Here is a 14,419-nt window from a genome sequence, read left to right on the forward strand (position 1 = left end):
AGCTCGTTGCCCTGATCGCCGTCGCCCGCAAGCTGCTGACCATCCTCAACGTCATGATCAGGACGAAAACACCATGGCAACCCGCTTGACAGCGAACACAGTCGCTCACCCCACCCTCTCCCCGCAAGCGGGGCGAGGGAGTGAAGCACTCTGCGTCCCTGACTCAAGTCGCGACAACACCGGAGATCCTCTCGTGACGCCCATCATGATCGCTGCCCTTGGATTGCTGATGGTCGCCACCGCGTTCCTGTCGGGGCTGTTCGGCATGGCGGGCGGGCTGATCCTGATCGGCGTGCTGCTGGCGCTGATGCCGCTGCCGACCGCGATGGTGCTGCATGCGATCACGCAGATGGCCTCGAACGGCTGGCGCGCGTTGCTCTGGCGCGCGCATATCCGCTGGCGGCCGGTCGCGAACTACATGGTCGGCGCAGCCGTCGCGCTCGCGGCCTGGTCGCTCACCCGCTATGTGCCGGACAAGCCGATGGCGCTGCTGCTGCTCGGCGTCACCCCGTTCATGGCGCGGCTGCTGCCGTCGAACATCAAGCCGGATCCTGGCCGCCTCTGGCAGGGCACCGTCTATGGTACGATCTGCATGGGCTTGATGCTGATGACCGGCGTGTCCGGCCCGTTGCTCGACACCTTCTTCCTCGGCGGCGATTTCGGCCGGCGCGAGAAGGTGGCGACCAAGGCGATGTGCCAGCTCGTCAGCCATTTCACCAAGCTCGTCTATTTCGGCGGCATCATCGACCAGGCCGCGAGCCTTGATCCCGTGCTCGCCGGCGTCGCGATCGCAGCCTCGATGCTCGGCACCACGCTGGCGCGGCGCATCCTCGAAGCCATGACCGACCAGCAATTCGTGACCTGGTCGAACAAGCTGATCACCACCATCGCCTGCTACTATATGGCCTATGGCGGCTGGCTCCTGGTTCGAACGCCGGTGCTGGCCGCCTTCGACAAGGGAGGTTTGCAATGAGCGAGAACGCCGACCCGCTGGTGCTGGACTTCGTCGAATGGGTCGCGCGCGAGCCGCGCGCCTATGCCGAGGTGATCGCGACCTGGAAGACCTCGTGCCCGCGCCTCACCATCTGGGAAGACGCCGCCGAGCGCGGCTACGTCACCCGCGAGACGATTGCAGGCGTGGGGCTGATCATCGCGGTGACGACGGACGGCGAGAGGTTGCTGCGCACGAACGGGCGGTGACACACACCTCCGCCTCCACATCGTCATTGCGAGCGCAAGCGAAGCAATCCAGAATGTCTCCGCGGCGGTAGTCTGGATTGCTTCGCTGCGCTCGCAATGACGGAACACCAGCCATGTCGCTCAAGCTCTTCGAACTCGTCGGCACCGACGCTTCGCGCCCGTTCAGCCCGTATTGCTGGCGCACGCGGATGGCGCTGGCGCACAAGGGCCTGTCGGCGGAATCGCTGCCCTGGCGCTTCACCGAGAAGAGCGCGATTTCGCCGCACGGCTCGGAGAAGGTCCCGGTGCTGCTGCATCATGACAAGCCCGTGATCGATTCCTGGGCGATCGCGAACTATCTCGAAGACAATTTTCCAGACCAGCCGTCGCTGTTTGGCGGCGAGGGCGGCCGCGCCATGGCGCGCATGCTCAATGCCTGGGGCGACATCGCCATCGTCGGCGGCATCTTTCCGCTGATCATCGCCGACATCCCGACGAATCTCGCGGAGGTCGATGCTACTTATTTCCGCCAGTCGCGCGAGGCGCGTTTCGGCGGCAAGACGCTGGAAGACGTGATGGCAAGCCGCGACACCGGCGTCGTCGCATTCCGCAAATCGCTCGAGGTGATGCGGCAGACCGTGAAGAGGCAGCCCTATATCGGCGGCAGCGCGCCGAACTATGCCGACTACATCGTGTTCGGCGGTTTTCAGTGGGCGCGTGTGGTGAGCCCGTTCAGGCTGCTGGAAGCGGATGATCCCGTCTATGCGTGGCGCGAAAAACTGCTCGACGCGTTCGACGGCATGGCGCGGACATCGCCGGGGCACGCAGTGTAAGGCAGGCTCTCTCGACACCGTCGTCCCTGCGAACGCAGGGACCCATACCGCGTGATCTATCGAGTGCAGATGGTCGGAGTACCGGAACGACGAGTCTTCGCCAAATTTCTGCTTGGGGTTATGGGTCCCCGCTTTCGCGGGGACGACACCGAGTGTGTGGTGATCTCGCGCGTTCAACGAGCCGCCGCGCTCGCCGCCTCCGCCGCCGCCTTGCGCAGACATTCCCGGCACAAACAATCCTCGCCCTTGACCGGCATCGGCAGGCGCGCCGTTTCCTCCGCGCACCAGCAGTTTCCCGAGAGATCGCAGCCGAACTCGGTCCCGCAACGGGAGCAGGCGAGGCGGCGCGGTTCCGGCAAGGGAAATTCGAAGGGGAATTCTTTCGGATTTGTCATGATCTGCCCAAAAGCTGCGCCGTCATTTTCATGCCGGGTTCATCTCCCGCTACGGTATATTAGGCGCTGCGCTCAGACTCGGAAAGCGGTTGGCAACGCGCGAAGGACACATCGATGGCCCGCGATTCGCAAGCTGCCCTCGTCGCGCTCAACCGTTTCGGTTTCGGAGCGCGCGGCGGGGCGTCCGGCGATCTCATCAATGCGGCGTCCGATCCGCGCGGCTTCGTGAAGGCGGAACTCGCGCGCCCCAACGGCGTGCTGCTGGAAGCGCCGGCGCTGCAATCGACGCCGCAACTCGGGCAGGCCGTGTTCGCCTATCAGGATCAGGTCAAGCAGGCGCGCGAGGCCGCGAAGGCCGCCGCGCCCGCTGAAGGGGCGCAGCAGGCACCGGCCGATCAGAAGCCGGGGCTGCGCCGCAATCTTTCGCTGAACACGGTCGCGACCGAGATCGCGGGCCAGATGGCGGAGGCGAAGCCGGCTGACACAGCCGCGAAGCCCGAGACCATGCAGCCCAACATGGCCGCACCGCCGGCGGCTAAACCCGCGCCGCAGCCGCTCAACGTGATCCAGAAAACCTTTCGCGCCGAGGCGCTGGCGCGCTTGCAGCGCGCGACGCTGGTCGAGTGCGGCTTCACCGAGCGGCTGGCGGTGTTCTGGTCCAACCATTTCTGCATCTCCGCGAGCAAGGGCGAGCTGGCGCGGATCTGGGCCGGCGCGTTCGAGCGCGAGGCGATCCGGCCGCATGTGCTCGGGCGCTTCGCCGACATGCTGAGGGCGGTCGAGCAGCATCCGGCGATGCTGTTCTTCCTCGACAACCAGCAATCGCTCGGGCCGGACTCGCGCGCCGGGCAAAACCGCAAGCGCGGGCTCAACGAAAATCTCGCGCGCGAGATCATGGAGCTGCATACGCTCGGCGTCGGCGGCGGCTACACGCAGGACGACGTCACCTCGCTCGCGCGCATCATCACGGGCTGGACCTTTGCCGGCCGGCAGGGGCAGCTGGGCACGCCCGGCTCCTTCGTGTTCAACGCCAACGCGCACCAGCCCGGGCCGCAAATGCTGCTCGGCAAGACCTACGGGCCGACCGGACTTGCGCAGGGCGAGGCCGCGCTCGCCGACATCGCGCGCCATCCCTCGACCGCCAATTTCATCGCCACCAAATTCGTCCGCCATTTCGTTGCCGACGATCCGCCGCCGGCGCTTGTGGCGCGGTTGCGCGACGTCTTCGTCAAGACCGACGGTGATCTCAAGGCGATGGCGACGACGCTCGTCGATTCCGACGAAGCGTGGAAGGCGCCGTTGACCAAGATGCGCTCGCCCTACGACTTCGTGGTCGCGAGCGGCCGGCTGCTCGCGCGCGTGCCGGAAGATCCCGGCGGCTATCTCAATAATCTGAATCTGCTCGGCCAGCCGCTGTGGTCGCCGGCCGGTCCCAATGGCTTCCCGGATACCAGCGCCGCATGGGCTGCGCCCGAAGGCATCAAGCTTAGGCTCGACATCGCCGCGCAGATGGGCGCGCGGCTCGGCAACAACATCGATCCGCTCGACCTGCTGGAGTTCGCGGCTGCGGATGCGGCCTCAATCGAAACGCGCAAAACCATCGAGCGCGCGGAGTCGCGGCAGCAGGCGCTGGCGCTGCTGCTGATGTCGCCGGAAATGCAGAGGAGATGATGATGATCGACTGCGTCGAGAACCGGCTCCTCACCTCGCGCCGCGGCCTGCTGCTCGGCGGCGCGTCCTTCGCGGCCTGGGCCTATCTGCCGAAATTCGCCCGCGCGGCCGGCGGGCGCGATCCGCGCTTGATCGTGGTGATCCTGCGCGGCGCGCTCGACGGGCTCTCGACCGTCGCGCCGCTCGGTGACCCCGATTATGCCGGCCTGCACGGCTCGATCGCGCTTGCCTCCGACGGCGCGCATCCCGCGATCATGCTCGATACTTTCTTCGCGCTGCATCCGGCGATGCCGGAATTCGCGCGCATGTATCGCGACATGCATGCCGCGGTGATCCATGCCGTTGCGACGCCCTATCGCGACCGCTCGCATTTCGACGGCCAGGATGTGCTCGAAAGCGGCTATGCCGGCCCCGGCCGCGTGCAATCCGGCTGGCTCAATCGCGCGCTCGAAGCGCTGCCGCGCGGCGAGCGTGTGTCGAGCGGGCTCGCGGTCGGTCCGACCACGCCGCTGGTCTTGCGTGGCAATGCACCGACCGTCGGCTGGGCGCCGGTGGCGCTGCCGCAAGCCGACGACGACACCGCGATGCGGCTGGTCGATCTCTATCGCCACCGCGATCCCGCGCTGGCCTCCGCGCTGTCGCAGGGCCTCCAGCTAGAGAAGGCCGCGAGCGGCGACGACATGAAGCCGAAGCCCGGCAACCAGGTCGCGCAGATGCGGCAGGTCGCGCGCGGTGCCGCAAAGCTGATGGCGGCCGATGACGGCCCGCGCATCGCCGCGCTCGCTTTCGACGGCTGGGATACGCATGCCAATGAAGGCGGTCCGGTCGGGCGTCTGGCCTTCCTGCTCGGCGGCCTCGATGGCGCGCTTGCTGAGTTCGAAAGCGGCCTCGGCGAGCGCTGGCGCGACACTGCAATCGTCGTCGCCACCGAGTTCGGCCGCACCGCGCGCATCAACGGCACCGACGGCACCGATCACGGCACGGGAACGATCGCGCTGCTCGCCGGCGGCGCGGTGAAAGGCGGCCGCGTCATCTCCGACTGGCCCGGCCTCAAGCTCGCCAGCCTCTACGAAGGCCGCGACCTCAAGCCGACCACGGATTTGCGCTCCGTGATCAAAGGCGTGCTGCAGGGACAGTTCGGCCTGTCCGATCGCGTGCTGGCGGAGACGGTGTTCCCGGACAGCGCGGGAGCGCGGCCGATGAAGGGATTGGTTGCTTAGCCGTCATTCCGGGCCCGCGCCTTGCGGTACGTCCCGGAATGACGACATGATGAGCCGAGCATCAGGAGATCACCCGCATGTACATCGCCATGAACCGCTTCCGCGTCGCCAAGGGCTCTGAAGCCGCTTTCGAACAGGTCTGGCTCTCGCGCGACACGTTTCTCGACGGGGTGCCGGGCTTCGTCGAATTCCATCTGCTGCGCGGTCCCGAGCTCGAGGACCACACGCTCTATGCCTCGCACACGATCTGGGCGAACCATGCCGCGTTCGAGGCGTGGACCAAGTCGGAGGCGTTTCGCGCGGCGCATCAGCGCGCTGGCGATAACAAGCCGCTCTATCTCGGCCATCCCCAGTTCGAAGGCTTTGAGGTGATGCAGACGGTGGGACGCGGCGCGAAGTAACGCGCCGCGCTTTAAACATCAGCCCTGGGTGATCTTGTCGATCTCCGCCATCTCATCGGCGCTGAGCTTCCACGCGATCGCCTTGACGTTCTGCTCGATCTGCTCGACGCGGGTGGCGCCCGCGATGACGCTCGAGACCTGCGGGCGGCCGGCGAGCCAGGAGAAGGCGAGCTCGAGCATCGAGTGTCCGCGCGCTTGCGCAAAGGCCTGTAGCTTCTCGACGATCGCCTCGTTGCGCGGGGTGACGTAGCGGTCGCGCAGTCGCGGAGTTTGGCCAAAGCGGGTGTCGCCGGGTGCGGACTCACCCTTTTTGTATTTGCCGGTCAGAAGTCCGCTTGCGAGCGGGAAGAACGGCAATAGGCCGAGCTTGTATTCCGTTGCTGCCGGCAGCAGGTCCTTCTCGATGTCGCGCACGACCAGGGAATATTCGTCCTGGCATGAGACGAAGCGGCTGACATTCATCGCGCGTGCGACATACTCCGCTTCCGCGATCCGCCACGCGGGAAAGTTCGAATTGCCGATGTAGCGGACCTTGCCCTGGCGGACGAGATCGTCGAGCGCGCGAAGACTCTCCTCGATCGGCGTCAGCGGGTCATAATCGTGCTGCTGGTAGAGATCGATGTAATCGGTCTTCAGCCGCTTCAGGCTCGCGTCCACGGCCGCCATGATGTAGCGGCGCGAGGCGCCCTGCTTGGTTCCGTCCTCCGCCATCGGCTTGGAGTATTTCGTCGCCAGCACGATGTCCTTGCGGCGATCGCCCAGCACGGCGCCGAGCACATTTTCCGAGCCGCCCATGGCCGAATAGATGTCGGCGGTGTCGAACAGCGTGATGCCGAGATCGAGCGCGCGATGGATCACCTTGCGCGAGGCCTCGAGGTCGATGCGCTGGCCAAAATTGTTGCAGCCGAGCCCGACCGCAGACACGCGCAGGCCGGAGGCGCCGAGATTACGAATTTCCATGGGAGGTCCTGTCAGGAGAAAGCAGGCCATTGTGGCTGCCGTGCGCGCGAGCGGCAAGGCGCCGCCTTGCGTTGCTGCCATGCTGCCGGGAACTGACGTTAAAAAAATGCGGCCCCAGTCAGACGCGGCGACTGACGGGGACCGCTTTGGGGCGCTTGATCGGTGACGGGGGGCCTGATCAGACGCAACTGCAACTTAATCCCGGTGTGTTACGTGCCGGTGACAGGCCGAGTTATCCACAGGGACTTCGCGGCTGCCGCGATCAGAAGATCTTGCGATAGACGATGAAGCCGGAGCGCTCGGCGACCTTGTCGTACAGGCTCTGCGCCGTGACGTTGGTCTCGTGCGTCTGCCAGTAGACCCGCGGGGACCCTGCGAGCTTTGCGCGCTCGTAGACGCCGTAGATCATCGCCGAGGCGACGCCCTTGCCGCGCGAGGCCTCCAGCGTGAACAGGTCCTGCAGATAGCAGGACGGTTCGATCGCCGTGGTGCTGCGGTGAAACAGATAGTTCGTCATGCCGAGCAGCTTGCCGTCGCTCTCGGCGACCAGCCCATGCACCGGTTCATAGCCATCGAAGAAGCGCTGCCACGTCATCCGCGTGATTTCGGGCGCCAGCGCGGTCGGGCCGGAGCGGCCGTAGAAAGCGTTATAGCCATCCCACAACGGCAGCCATTGATCGTAGTCCTGTTTCGTGACGGAGCGAATGGTGAGCGACATGTGGGTTTCCGCGATCTCGGAGGACGCAAGGCGATGAAGCGTCCTTCATACGTGATGATCGCACTGCCGATCAATCGCGCCGTCACATCACTCCGCGACGCGCAAGTACCGCATCAGCCTGCGGCCCGCGGGATCGCGCAGCGAGCGGTAGTACTCGGCGCGCGCGGGCGGGTCGGTGTGGCGCACGAGGTCGGTCACGGGCGTGTAGCTCAGCATGCGCCCGCCATCGGGCAGGACGGCGCAGACGAAGCGCAGCACCTCGCCATTGCGCAAGGCGATGTTGATCGGCGTGGCATCGCCGATCCGCACCATTTCCATCCGCTGCGCGATGAAGGTGCCGAGCTCATTCTCGGGCAGCTCGAACGCGCCGGTGTCGCGGCCGTGATACATCAACGCAATGAAGGGCGGCTTGCCGTCGGCCACTTCGTCCGGCAGCGCAAAATAGTCGCGAAATGCGCGGTTGATGAATTCGGCACGCGTTTCGGCGTCGAGCAACACGATGCCGATATCGACCTGATCGAGCGCGGCCGACAGCCGCGCGGCGGTGGCGTGGCTCTGGCGCTCGGCGGCGAATGTGCCGAGCAGCCGCTCGCGCATCAGGCCGGTGATTGCGGCCGTGCCGGCAGCCGTCACGGCGAGGAGGCCGAGCCGGACCAGATCCGCCGCCGCATAGCCCGGCAGGGCCCGGTGGGCCAGAAAGAACAACGCCGCGCCGATCACCGCGACGGCAGCGCTGGTCATGGCGGAAGCGAGACCCGACAGCGAGCCGGCGAGCGCCACGATGCAGACGAACAGGGGCGCAGGCGAGGGAACATGGATATAGCGATCGAGCAGGATCGCCAGCAGCGCAATTGCCGCTGTCAGCGCCGGACCGGAGATCGCACGCCATCCGAACCGCATGGGCCAGTCTCGCTCCTCCCGAACGAGGTAAGGCCGCAACACTGGCCGATCGTTGCGCCCATGCGATGCGATTTCATGCGGTGCGCTTAAGGAGCACTTGTCGGCAAGGGCAAAGCTTTCGGATGATTTTAGGCCAAATGCGCGTGCCTGAGGCGCTGCTGCTGCGCCGGCGCATTCAGCGTCGACGTCCCCGAGCTCTTGCGCACGCCGGTGAAAATCAACAGCGATGCCGCGACCAGGATGGCCGCGGTCAGGGTGATTGCAACGACTACCACAGGCGATTTCATCGGTGTCCTGTCGCGATGCCGGTCGACGCGGGCCGCGTGGCACCTTGAAGGCGGGTCCGGGATGAAACGGGGATCAGACCGGCAGGCCCATCGCCATGGTCGCCTTGGTCGACAGCACAGTCAGGGTGACGATCAGGCACAGCGAGAGCGCGGCGACGGCGAGCGAGGCCACGACCGCGTTGGTCAGCCGGGAAGACGAAACGGTAACGGTTGGGCCTCGAAAGCCTGCCGTGCCGGACGCCCGAATCATGGTCTAAATCCTTCAACGTGCGAGCGAATCACCCGCGACTCGAACAATTTCCCTGTTTCAACCGGCAATATTGGGGCGGCCATGCCGCCGAAAATGGCGAGAATGCGGCATAAACTGCTCTTATGCCCGCTATTCCCGGAGCCAGCGCGCCGTCAGGCGCCCGCCGCGATGCTGGCGGGGTCGTCGACGTCGGCGGGACGCCAGTCCATCGCCACGAAGCCGGGCGCAGCTTCCACGCGCTTCAGCCAGTCCCGGATCGCCGGGAAGGTCGAGAGGTCGTAGTCGCAGCGCTCGGCGAGGTGAGTATAGCCGTAGAGCGCGATGTCGGCGACCGTGAGCTGGCGGGCGGCGAAATAGGCGTTGGTCTTGAGGTGGTTCTCCATCACCTGGAGCGCGCCATAGCCGCGCTCCATCCAGTCTTCCAGGGAGTGGGTCTGGAGATCGCGGCCGCCCTTGACCAGCGACAGCCAGAAATAGGCGGCGCCGATGTTCGGCTCGAGCGCGTGCTGCTCGAAGAACATCCATTGCAGCGCCTCGGCGCGGTCGATGCGGTTCTCGGGCGCAAGCGGCGTGCCGACCGCGACGTACCAGAGGATGGCGTTGGACTCGGCGAGATAGCGGTCGTCGCCGACCTCGAGCAGCGGCACTTGTCCCGACGGGTTCTTGGTCAGAAAGTCCGGCGTGCGACTCTCGCCGCGCAGAATGTCTACCTCGACCGCTTCGTAAGGCACGTTCAACAGAGCTAGCGCAAGGCGGACCTTGTAGCTGTTGCCGGAGCGTTGCATCGAATAGAGCTTGTACATTCTGGAGTTCGTTCCGAGGACGGGAAGGCGCGGTGTTCGTTGCCCCGCACCGCGGCTAAACAATGATGCCGTTGCGAATCCGCCGCAAGACCCGCGCCATAGAAAAACTCGAAAACCCTACCGCACCGCAATGCCGCGGAAGATCATTTTCGTGCGACGCTGCAGATCAGATCACGCTTGCGTTAGCGCGCGGCCGCGGGACGATCGCGCCTCGCGAGAGCGGTTAGGACGCAGAAGCTTCCGCATCGTCATGGCCGGGCTTGTCCCGGCCATCCACGCCTCGACACACGGCACAAAGAACGTGGATGCCCGGGACAAGCCCGGGCATGACGACGGTCAGATTTCATGGCGATCAACGCGCAAAATTGCTCCGAGGACAGGCCTTGCCGGATATGAGGGATTCCGGCGGTAAAGTTACGGAAAATTGCGGGAAAACGCGCCTTGAAACGCTCCAGATCCGTAAACTTTTTCGAGATCGGGCCGAAGTTTCTTGCGGCGCAGCGGCGCACGTTTTAGGGTGGCTCATTCCCACAATCGGAGTCGTGAGGCCAAAGGGTTCACGACGCTTGTCAGGAGATGACGATGTCCTTCCTTGCCGCTGCGCTCGACCGTGTGAAGCCGTCCGCGACCATCGCGGTCACGGATAAAGCACGTGCGCTGAAAGCGGCGGGCCGCAACGTCATCGGCCTCGGTGCCGGCGAGCCCGACTTCGACACGCCCGCCAACATCAAGCTGGCTGCGATCCATGCCATCGAAGCCGGCAAGACCAAGTACACCGCCGTCGACGGCATTCCCGAGCTGAAGGAAGCCATCATCGGCAAGTTTCAGCGCGAGAACGGCGTGGCCTACAAGCCGAACCAGATCATCGTCGGCACCGGCGGCAAGCAGGTGCTGTACAACGCGCTGATGGCGACCATCAATCCGGGCGACGAGGTGATCATCCCCGCGCCGTACTGGGTCAGCTATCCCGAGATGGTGGCGCTCGCCGGCGGCGAGCCGGTGCCGGTGGTCTGCACCGCCGCTGATGGCTTCAAGCTCCAGGCCGAGGCGCTGGAGCGCGCCATCACGCCGAAGACCAAATGGGTGATCCTGTGCTCGCCGTCGAACCCGACCGGCGCGGCCTACACCAGGACCGAGCTGAAGGCGCTCACCGACGTGCTGGTCAGGCATCCGCATGTGTGGGTGATGACCGACGACATGTACGAGCACCTCGTCTATGACGACTTCCAGTTCACCACGGTCGCGCAGGTCGAGCCGAAACTCTATGACCGCACGCTCACCGTGAACGGCGTGTCGAAGGCCTATTGCATGACCGGCTGGCGCATCGGCTACGCCGGCGGTCCGGCGCAGCTGATCAAGGCGATGTCGACGATCCAGTCGCAGTCGACCTCGAACCCGTCGTCGATCGCACAATGGGCCGCGGTCGAAGCGCTGAACGGTCCGCAGGACTTCATCCCCGCCAACAACAAGGTGTTCAAGGAGCGCCGCGACCTCGTGGTCTCCATGCTCAACCAGGCCAAGGGCATCGAGTGCCCGCGTCCCGAAGGTGCGTTCTACGTCTATCCCTCCTGCGCCGGCACCATCGGCAAGACCGCGCCGTCGGGCAAGGTGATCGACAATGACGAGACCTTCGTGACCGAGTTGCTCGAGACCGAAGGCGTCGCCGTGGTGCAGGGTTCGGCCTTCGGCCTCGGCCCGGCATTCCGCATCTCCTACGCGACCAAGACCTCGGACCTCGAAGACGCCTGCAAGCGCATCCAGCGCTTCTGCGGTAATCTCCGCTGAGCTTGTCGCAAGTACCTATCGAAAAGGCCCGCCTCCGGCGGGCCTTTTTATTGTTTGCACGCTTATCGTCACGCGTGATCTGGCACCACCACGGCTCTTGTGGCATAGACCATCGCGCAACACGGGTGGGGCGCTCTCTCTGCTCGCATCACATTCATGGCCGGAGACTTTCATGCGCCGTTCGTTCATCCTCGCCGGGCTCGCCGCGGCCAGCCTCGTTGCCTCCGTCGCAAACAGCGGCGCTCAGCAGCAGCGGATGGTCCGGGTCGGCGTGCTCGAATGCCGCGGCGGCGCCAGCGTCGGCTTCATCGTGGGATCGGTGACCAATCTCGGCTGCGTCCTGCGTGCCGACGGTTTGCCGGAGGATCGCTACGTCGCGACCATCCGCAAAGTGGGCCTCGACATCGGCATCACCCAGGAGACCACGCTTGCCTGGGGCGTGTTCGCGCCGGTCGATCGGCTCGGCCCCGGTGATCTCTCGGGCAATTATGCCGGCGCGCAGGGCAGCGCCTCGGTCGGCGTCGGTATCGGTGGCAACGCACTGGTCGGTGGCTCCAACAATTCGATCGCGCTCCAGCCGCTCAGCGTGCAGGGCCAGGTCGGCCTCAACGTCGCCGCCGGCCTCGAGAGTCTGGAACTCCGTCCGGGTCGTTGACAATTTCGCGTGTGCAGATCGCGTCGGTCCGGCGCGATCTCGGCAACGACGCACCGCAGCGATTTTTGATGCTTGCCAAATCTCGGGGACGGGCAGAGCATCGGCGTTTGCCGACCCAATCATGGGCCGAGCTCCACACCAAGGAGACGGCGAATGGGACAAGACGTCAGAAGTCCCCGAGGTCCACGGTGCATCGCGCTGGTGGGCCCATTCCAAAGCGGTAAAACCACACTTCTCGAAGCAATACTGGCGCGAACGGGCGCAATCCCCCGCGCCGGCAGCGTCGACGCCGGAACATCCGTCGGCGACGCCTCCGCGGAGGCCCGTCATCACAAGATGACCGTCGGCCTGACTGCCGCCACCACGAGTTTCATGGGCGACAGCTACACCTTCCTCGATTGTCCCGGTTCCGTTGAGTTCGCCCACGACATGCGCGCAGCGCTTCCCGCTGTCGACGCCGCGGTCGTGGTCTGCGAGGCCGACGAGAAGAAGCTGCCGCAGCTTCAGATCATCCTGCGCGAGTTGGAGGAGCTGAAGATCCCGCGTTTCCTGTTCCTCAACAAGATCGATCGCGCCAACAAGCGCATCCGCGAGACGCTGGCAACACTCCAGCCCGCCTCGCGCGTACCGCTGGTGCTGCGCCAGATCCCGATCTGGAAGGGCGAGCTGATCGAGGGCTTCGTCGATCTCGCGCTGGAACGTGCGTTCATCTACCGCGAGCACAAGGCCTCCGAGGTGGTCGCGCTCGAAGGCGGAGATCTCGATCGCGAGAAGGAGGCCCGCTTCTCGATGCTGGAGAAGCTCGCCGATCACGACGACGCGCTGATGGAGCAATTGCTCGAGGACATCCAGCCGCCGCGCGATGCGGTGTTCGACGATCTCGCGCGCGAATTGCGCGAGGGGCAGATCTGCCCCGTGCTGCTGGGTGCCGCCGCGCGTGAAAACGGCGTGCTGCGCCTGATGAAGGCCCTGCGCCACGAGGCGCCCGGCGTCGAGGAAACTGCAAAGCGTCTCGGTGTGCCGGCCAGCAAGGAGGCGCTCGGCTACGTCTTCAAGACGCTGCATTCGCAGCACGGCGGAAAGCTGTCGCTGACGCGATTGCTCGCCGGCCATCTCGACGACGGAGCCACGCTGCAATCCGCCTCCGGCGGGAGCGGCCGCATCTCCGGCATCCTCGCCGTCAACGGCGCCTACGATACCAAGCGTGCGGCGGCCGAAGCCGGCGACACGGTTGCGCTCGCCAAGGTCGACCCGATCAAGACCGGCGACACGGTCTCGAGCGGCAAGTCCCCGCCGGCTGCGCTGTTCGCCCCGGAGCCGACGCCGCCGGTGCTCGCGATCTCGGTCGCCGCCACCGACCGCAAGGACGACGTCAAGCTCGGCCAGGCCCTTGCCCGGCTGCACGAGGAGGATCCTTCGCTCGGCATCGTGATGAACGCCCAGACCCACGACACCGTGCTGTGGGGCCAGGGCGAGATGCATCTGCGCGTGGCGAGCGAGCGGCTGCGCGACCGCTTCGGCGTCAAGATCACCTCGCAGCCACCCGCGATCGGCTACCAGGAGACCATCCGCAAGCCGATCGTCCAGCGCGGCCGGCACAAGAAGCAGTCCGGTGGCCACGGGCAGTTCGGCGACGTCGTGCTCGACATCAAGCCGCTGCCGCGCGGCGAGGGATTCAAGTTCGCCGAAAAGGTCGTGGGCGGCGCGGTGCCGCGCAACTATATCGGCGCGGTGGAAGAGGGCGTCGTCGACGGACTGGCGCGCGGCCCGCTCGGTTTCCCCGTCACCGATGTGCAGGTGACGCTGACCGACGGCTCCTATCACAGCGTCGACTCCTCCGACCTCGCCTTCCGCACGGCGGCGCGGGTCGGACTCAACGAAGGCCTGCCGCAATGCCAGTCGGTTCTGCTGGAGCCGATCCACGTGGTCGAGATCGTCTGCCCGACCGACGCCACCGCCAAGATCAACGCGATCCTGTCGGCGCGGCGCGGCCAGATCCTCGGCTTCGACACCCGTGACGGCTGGAGCGGATGGGACTGCGTCCGTGCCATGATGCCGGAAGCGGAGATCGGCGAGCTCATCGTCGAGCTGCGTTCGGCCACGGCTGGAGCCGGCAGCTTCACCCGTCAGTTCGACCACATGGCCGAGGTGACCGGCCGCGCCGCCGACCAGATCATCGCCGCGCATCAGCACGCGGCGTGATCCGTCTCGCACGGTAAGGCACGCGCAACTCTCTCGCTCCCTCTCCCGCCCTCGCGGGGGAGGGAGAAGCGAGGCTGCGCTCTCTCCACGCGTCATTGCGAGCGCAGCGAATCCGTAACTCCGTCATCCTGAGGTGCGAGTTGCGCAGTGCATTGCACTG

The 14,419-nt window shown here is 65.7% G+C and carries 16 protein-coding genes; 9 read left to right on the plus strand and 7 right to left on the minus strand.

The annotated features are described in order from the left end of the window. Positions 1 to 193: 193 nt before the first annotated feature. The 3 genes from QJT78_RS29205 to QJT78_RS29215 all read left to right on the plus strand — a co-directional run bounded on the left by QJT78_RS29205 (position 194) and on the right by QJT78_RS29215 (position 2,012). Positions 194 to 973: a sulfite exporter TauE/SafE family protein gene (locus tag QJT78_RS29205; protein ID WP_028151830.1), complete on the plus strand. Its 780-nt coding sequence runs from the start codon at positions 194 to 196 to the stop codon at positions 971 to 973. Further along, positions 970 to 1,200 (plus strand): hypothetical protein, encoded by a 231-nt coding sequence (locus tag QJT78_RS29210; RefSeq protein WP_028151829.1) that lies wholly within the window; start codon positions 970 to 972, stop codon positions 1,198 to 1,200. Before QJT78_RS29205 ends, QJT78_RS29210 begins: the two co-directional genes overlap by 4 nt. Positions 1,201 to 1,313: 113 nt before the next feature. Next, on the plus strand, positions 1,314 to 2,012 hold the full coding sequence (locus tag QJT78_RS29215; RefSeq protein ID WP_028151828.1) for a glutathione S-transferase family protein: 699 nt from the start codon (positions 1,314 to 1,316) through the stop codon (positions 2,010 to 2,012). Positions 2,013 to 2,185: 173 nt separating this feature from the next. Here the strand turns inward: QJT78_RS29215 and QJT78_RS29220 are convergent, their stop codons facing one another. After that, the gene (locus QJT78_RS29220; RefSeq protein WP_028151827.1) at positions 2,186 to 2,407 is read right to left on the minus strand and encodes a cysteine-rich CWC family protein; all 222 of its coding nucleotides are present in this window, start codon (positions 2,405 to 2,407) and stop codon (positions 2,186 to 2,188) included. A 114-nt stretch (positions 2,408 to 2,521) separates the two neighbouring features. Between QJT78_RS29220 and QJT78_RS29225 the strand changes: the two genes are divergently transcribed. The 3 genes from QJT78_RS29225 (at position 2,522) to QJT78_RS29235 (ending at position 5,699) form a co-directional block, all read left to right on the plus strand. Continuing rightward, positions 2,522 to 4,078, plus strand: a complete 1,557-nt coding sequence (locus QJT78_RS29225; protein WP_281460377.1) for a DUF1800 family protein — start codon at positions 2,522 to 2,524, stop codon at positions 4,076 to 4,078. Positions 4,079 to 4,080: 2 nt separating this feature from the next. Next, positions 4,081 to 5,298, plus strand: a complete 1,218-nt coding sequence (locus tag QJT78_RS29230) for a DUF1501 domain-containing protein (RefSeq protein WP_049810331.1) — start codon at positions 4,081 to 4,083, stop codon at positions 5,296 to 5,298. A gap of 77 nt (positions 5,299 to 5,375) precedes the next feature. Beyond that, the gene (locus QJT78_RS29235) at positions 5,376 to 5,699 is read left to right on the plus strand and encodes an antibiotic biosynthesis monooxygenase (RefSeq protein ID WP_028151824.1); all 324 of its coding nucleotides are present in this window, start codon (positions 5,376 to 5,378) and stop codon (positions 5,697 to 5,699) included. An 18-nt stretch (positions 5,700 to 5,717) separates the two neighbouring features. Here QJT78_RS29235 and QJT78_RS29240 read toward each other — a convergent pair whose 3' ends face one another. From QJT78_RS29240 to QJT78_RS29265, 6 genes are all read right to left on the minus strand, one after another. Beyond that, positions 5,718 to 6,659 carry an aldo/keto reductase gene (locus tag QJT78_RS29240; RefSeq protein WP_028151823.1) on the minus strand — a complete coding sequence of 314 codons (942 nt, stop codon included), beginning with the start codon at positions 6,657 to 6,659 and terminating at the stop codon, positions 5,718 to 5,720. Between the two features lie 262 nt (positions 6,660 to 6,921). Further along, entirely contained in the window at positions 6,922 to 7,377 is a 456-nt protein-coding gene (locus tag QJT78_RS29245; protein WP_028151822.1) for a GNAT family N-acetyltransferase, read from the minus strand. Between the two features lie 87 nt (positions 7,378 to 7,464). Beyond that, positions 7,465 to 8,277 (minus strand): PAS-domain containing protein, encoded by an 813-nt coding sequence (locus QJT78_RS29250; protein WP_028151821.1) that lies wholly within the window; start codon positions 8,275 to 8,277, stop codon positions 7,465 to 7,467. Between the two features lie 128 nt (positions 8,278 to 8,405). After that, positions 8,406 to 8,564, minus strand: a complete 159-nt coding sequence (locus QJT78_RS29255) for a hypothetical protein (protein ID WP_085965621.1) — start codon at positions 8,562 to 8,564, stop codon at positions 8,406 to 8,408. A 73-nt stretch (positions 8,565 to 8,637) separates the two neighbouring features. After that, positions 8,638 to 8,814, minus strand: coding sequence for a hypothetical protein (locus QJT78_RS29260; RefSeq protein ID WP_014492039.1), 177 nt, complete (start codon positions 8,812 to 8,814; stop codon positions 8,638 to 8,640). 152 nt (positions 8,815 to 8,966) lie between these two features. After that, positions 8,967 to 9,617, minus strand: a complete 651-nt coding sequence (locus QJT78_RS29265) for a glutathione S-transferase family protein (RefSeq protein WP_028151820.1) — start codon at positions 9,615 to 9,617, stop codon at positions 8,967 to 8,969. Between the two features lie 582 nt (positions 9,618 to 10,199). Between QJT78_RS29265 and QJT78_RS29270 the strand changes: the two genes are divergently transcribed. The 3 genes from QJT78_RS29270 to QJT78_RS29280 all read left to right on the plus strand — a co-directional run bounded on the left by QJT78_RS29270 (position 10,200) and on the right by QJT78_RS29280 (position 14,259). After that, positions 10,200 to 11,402 carry a pyridoxal phosphate-dependent aminotransferase gene (locus QJT78_RS29270; protein WP_028151819.1) on the plus strand — a complete coding sequence of 401 codons (1,203 nt, stop codon included), beginning with the start codon at positions 10,200 to 10,202 and terminating at the stop codon, positions 11,400 to 11,402. Positions 11,403 to 11,574: 172 nt separating this feature from the next. Next, positions 11,575 to 12,057: a DUF992 domain-containing protein gene (locus QJT78_RS29275; protein WP_028151818.1), complete on the plus strand. Its 483-nt coding sequence runs from the start codon at positions 11,575 to 11,577 to the stop codon at positions 12,055 to 12,057. Positions 12,058 to 12,210: 153 nt separating this feature from the next. Further along, a complete protein-coding gene (locus tag QJT78_RS29280) occupies positions 12,211 to 14,259 on the plus strand; it encodes an elongation factor G (RefSeq protein ID WP_028151817.1) in 2,049 nt (682 codons plus the stop codon). Positions 14,260 to 14,419 lie beyond the last annotated feature (160 nt).

Origin of the sequence: Bradyrhizobium sp. Mp27 (assembly GCF_029953005.1) — a bacterium.
Classification (GTDB): domain Bacteria; phylum Pseudomonadota; class Alphaproteobacteria; order Rhizobiales; family Xanthobacteraceae; genus Bradyrhizobium; species Bradyrhizobium barranii.

What these genes read in the sequence shown, in the direction of transcription:
- QJT78_RS29210 (WP_028151829.1), top strand. Translation starts at nt 970, where the DNA reads ATGAGCGAGAACGCCGACCCGCTGGTGCTGGACTTCGTCGAATGGGTC.
- QJT78_RS29215 (WP_028151828.1), top strand. Translation starts at nt 1,314, where the DNA reads ATGTCGCTCAAGCTCTTCGAACTCGTCGGCACCGACGCTTCGCGCCCG.
- QJT78_RS29220 (WP_028151827.1), bottom strand. Translation starts at nt 2,407, where the DNA reads ATGACAAATCCGAAAGAATTCCCCTTCGAATTTCCCTTGCCGGAACCG.
- QJT78_RS29225 (WP_281460377.1), top strand. Translation starts at nt 2,522, where the DNA reads ATGGCCCGCGATTCGCAAGCTGCCCTCGTCGCGCTCAACCGTTTCGGT.
- QJT78_RS29230 (WP_049810331.1), top strand. Translation starts at nt 4,081, where the DNA reads ATGATCGACTGCGTCGAGAACCGGCTCCTCACCTCGCGCCGCGGCCTG.
- QJT78_RS29235 (WP_028151824.1), top strand. Translation starts at nt 5,376, where the DNA reads ATGTACATCGCCATGAACCGCTTCCGCGTCGCCAAGGGCTCTGAAGCC.
- QJT78_RS29240 (WP_028151823.1), bottom strand. Translation starts at nt 6,659, where the DNA reads ATGGAAATTCGTAATCTCGGCGCCTCCGGCCTGCGCGTGTCTGCGGTC.
- QJT78_RS29245 (WP_028151822.1), bottom strand. Translation starts at nt 7,377, where the DNA reads ATGTCGCTCACCATTCGCTCCGTCACGAAACAGGACTACGATCAATGG.
- QJT78_RS29250 (WP_028151821.1), bottom strand. Translation starts at nt 8,277, where the DNA reads ATGCGGTTCGGATGGCGTGCGATCTCCGGTCCGGCGCTGACAGCGGCA.
- QJT78_RS29255 (WP_085965621.1), bottom strand. Translation starts at nt 8,564, where the DNA reads ATGAAATCGCCTGTGGTAGTCGTTGCAATCACCCTGACCGCGGCCATC.
- QJT78_RS29260 (WP_014492039.1), bottom strand. Translation starts at nt 8,814, where the DNA reads ATGATTCGGGCGTCCGGCACGGCAGGCTTTCGAGGCCCAACCGTTACC.
- QJT78_RS29265 (WP_028151820.1), bottom strand. Translation starts at nt 9,617, where the DNA reads ATGTACAAGCTCTATTCGATGCAACGCTCCGGCAACAGCTACAAGGTC.
- QJT78_RS29270 (WP_028151819.1), top strand. Translation starts at nt 10,200, where the DNA reads ATGTCCTTCCTTGCCGCTGCGCTCGACCGTGTGAAGCCGTCCGCGACC.
- QJT78_RS29275 (WP_028151818.1), top strand. Translation starts at nt 11,575, where the DNA reads ATGCGCCGTTCGTTCATCCTCGCCGGGCTCGCCGCGGCCAGCCTCGTT.
- QJT78_RS29280 (WP_028151817.1), top strand. Translation starts at nt 12,211, where the DNA reads ATGGGACAAGACGTCAGAAGTCCCCGAGGTCCACGGTGCATCGCGCTG.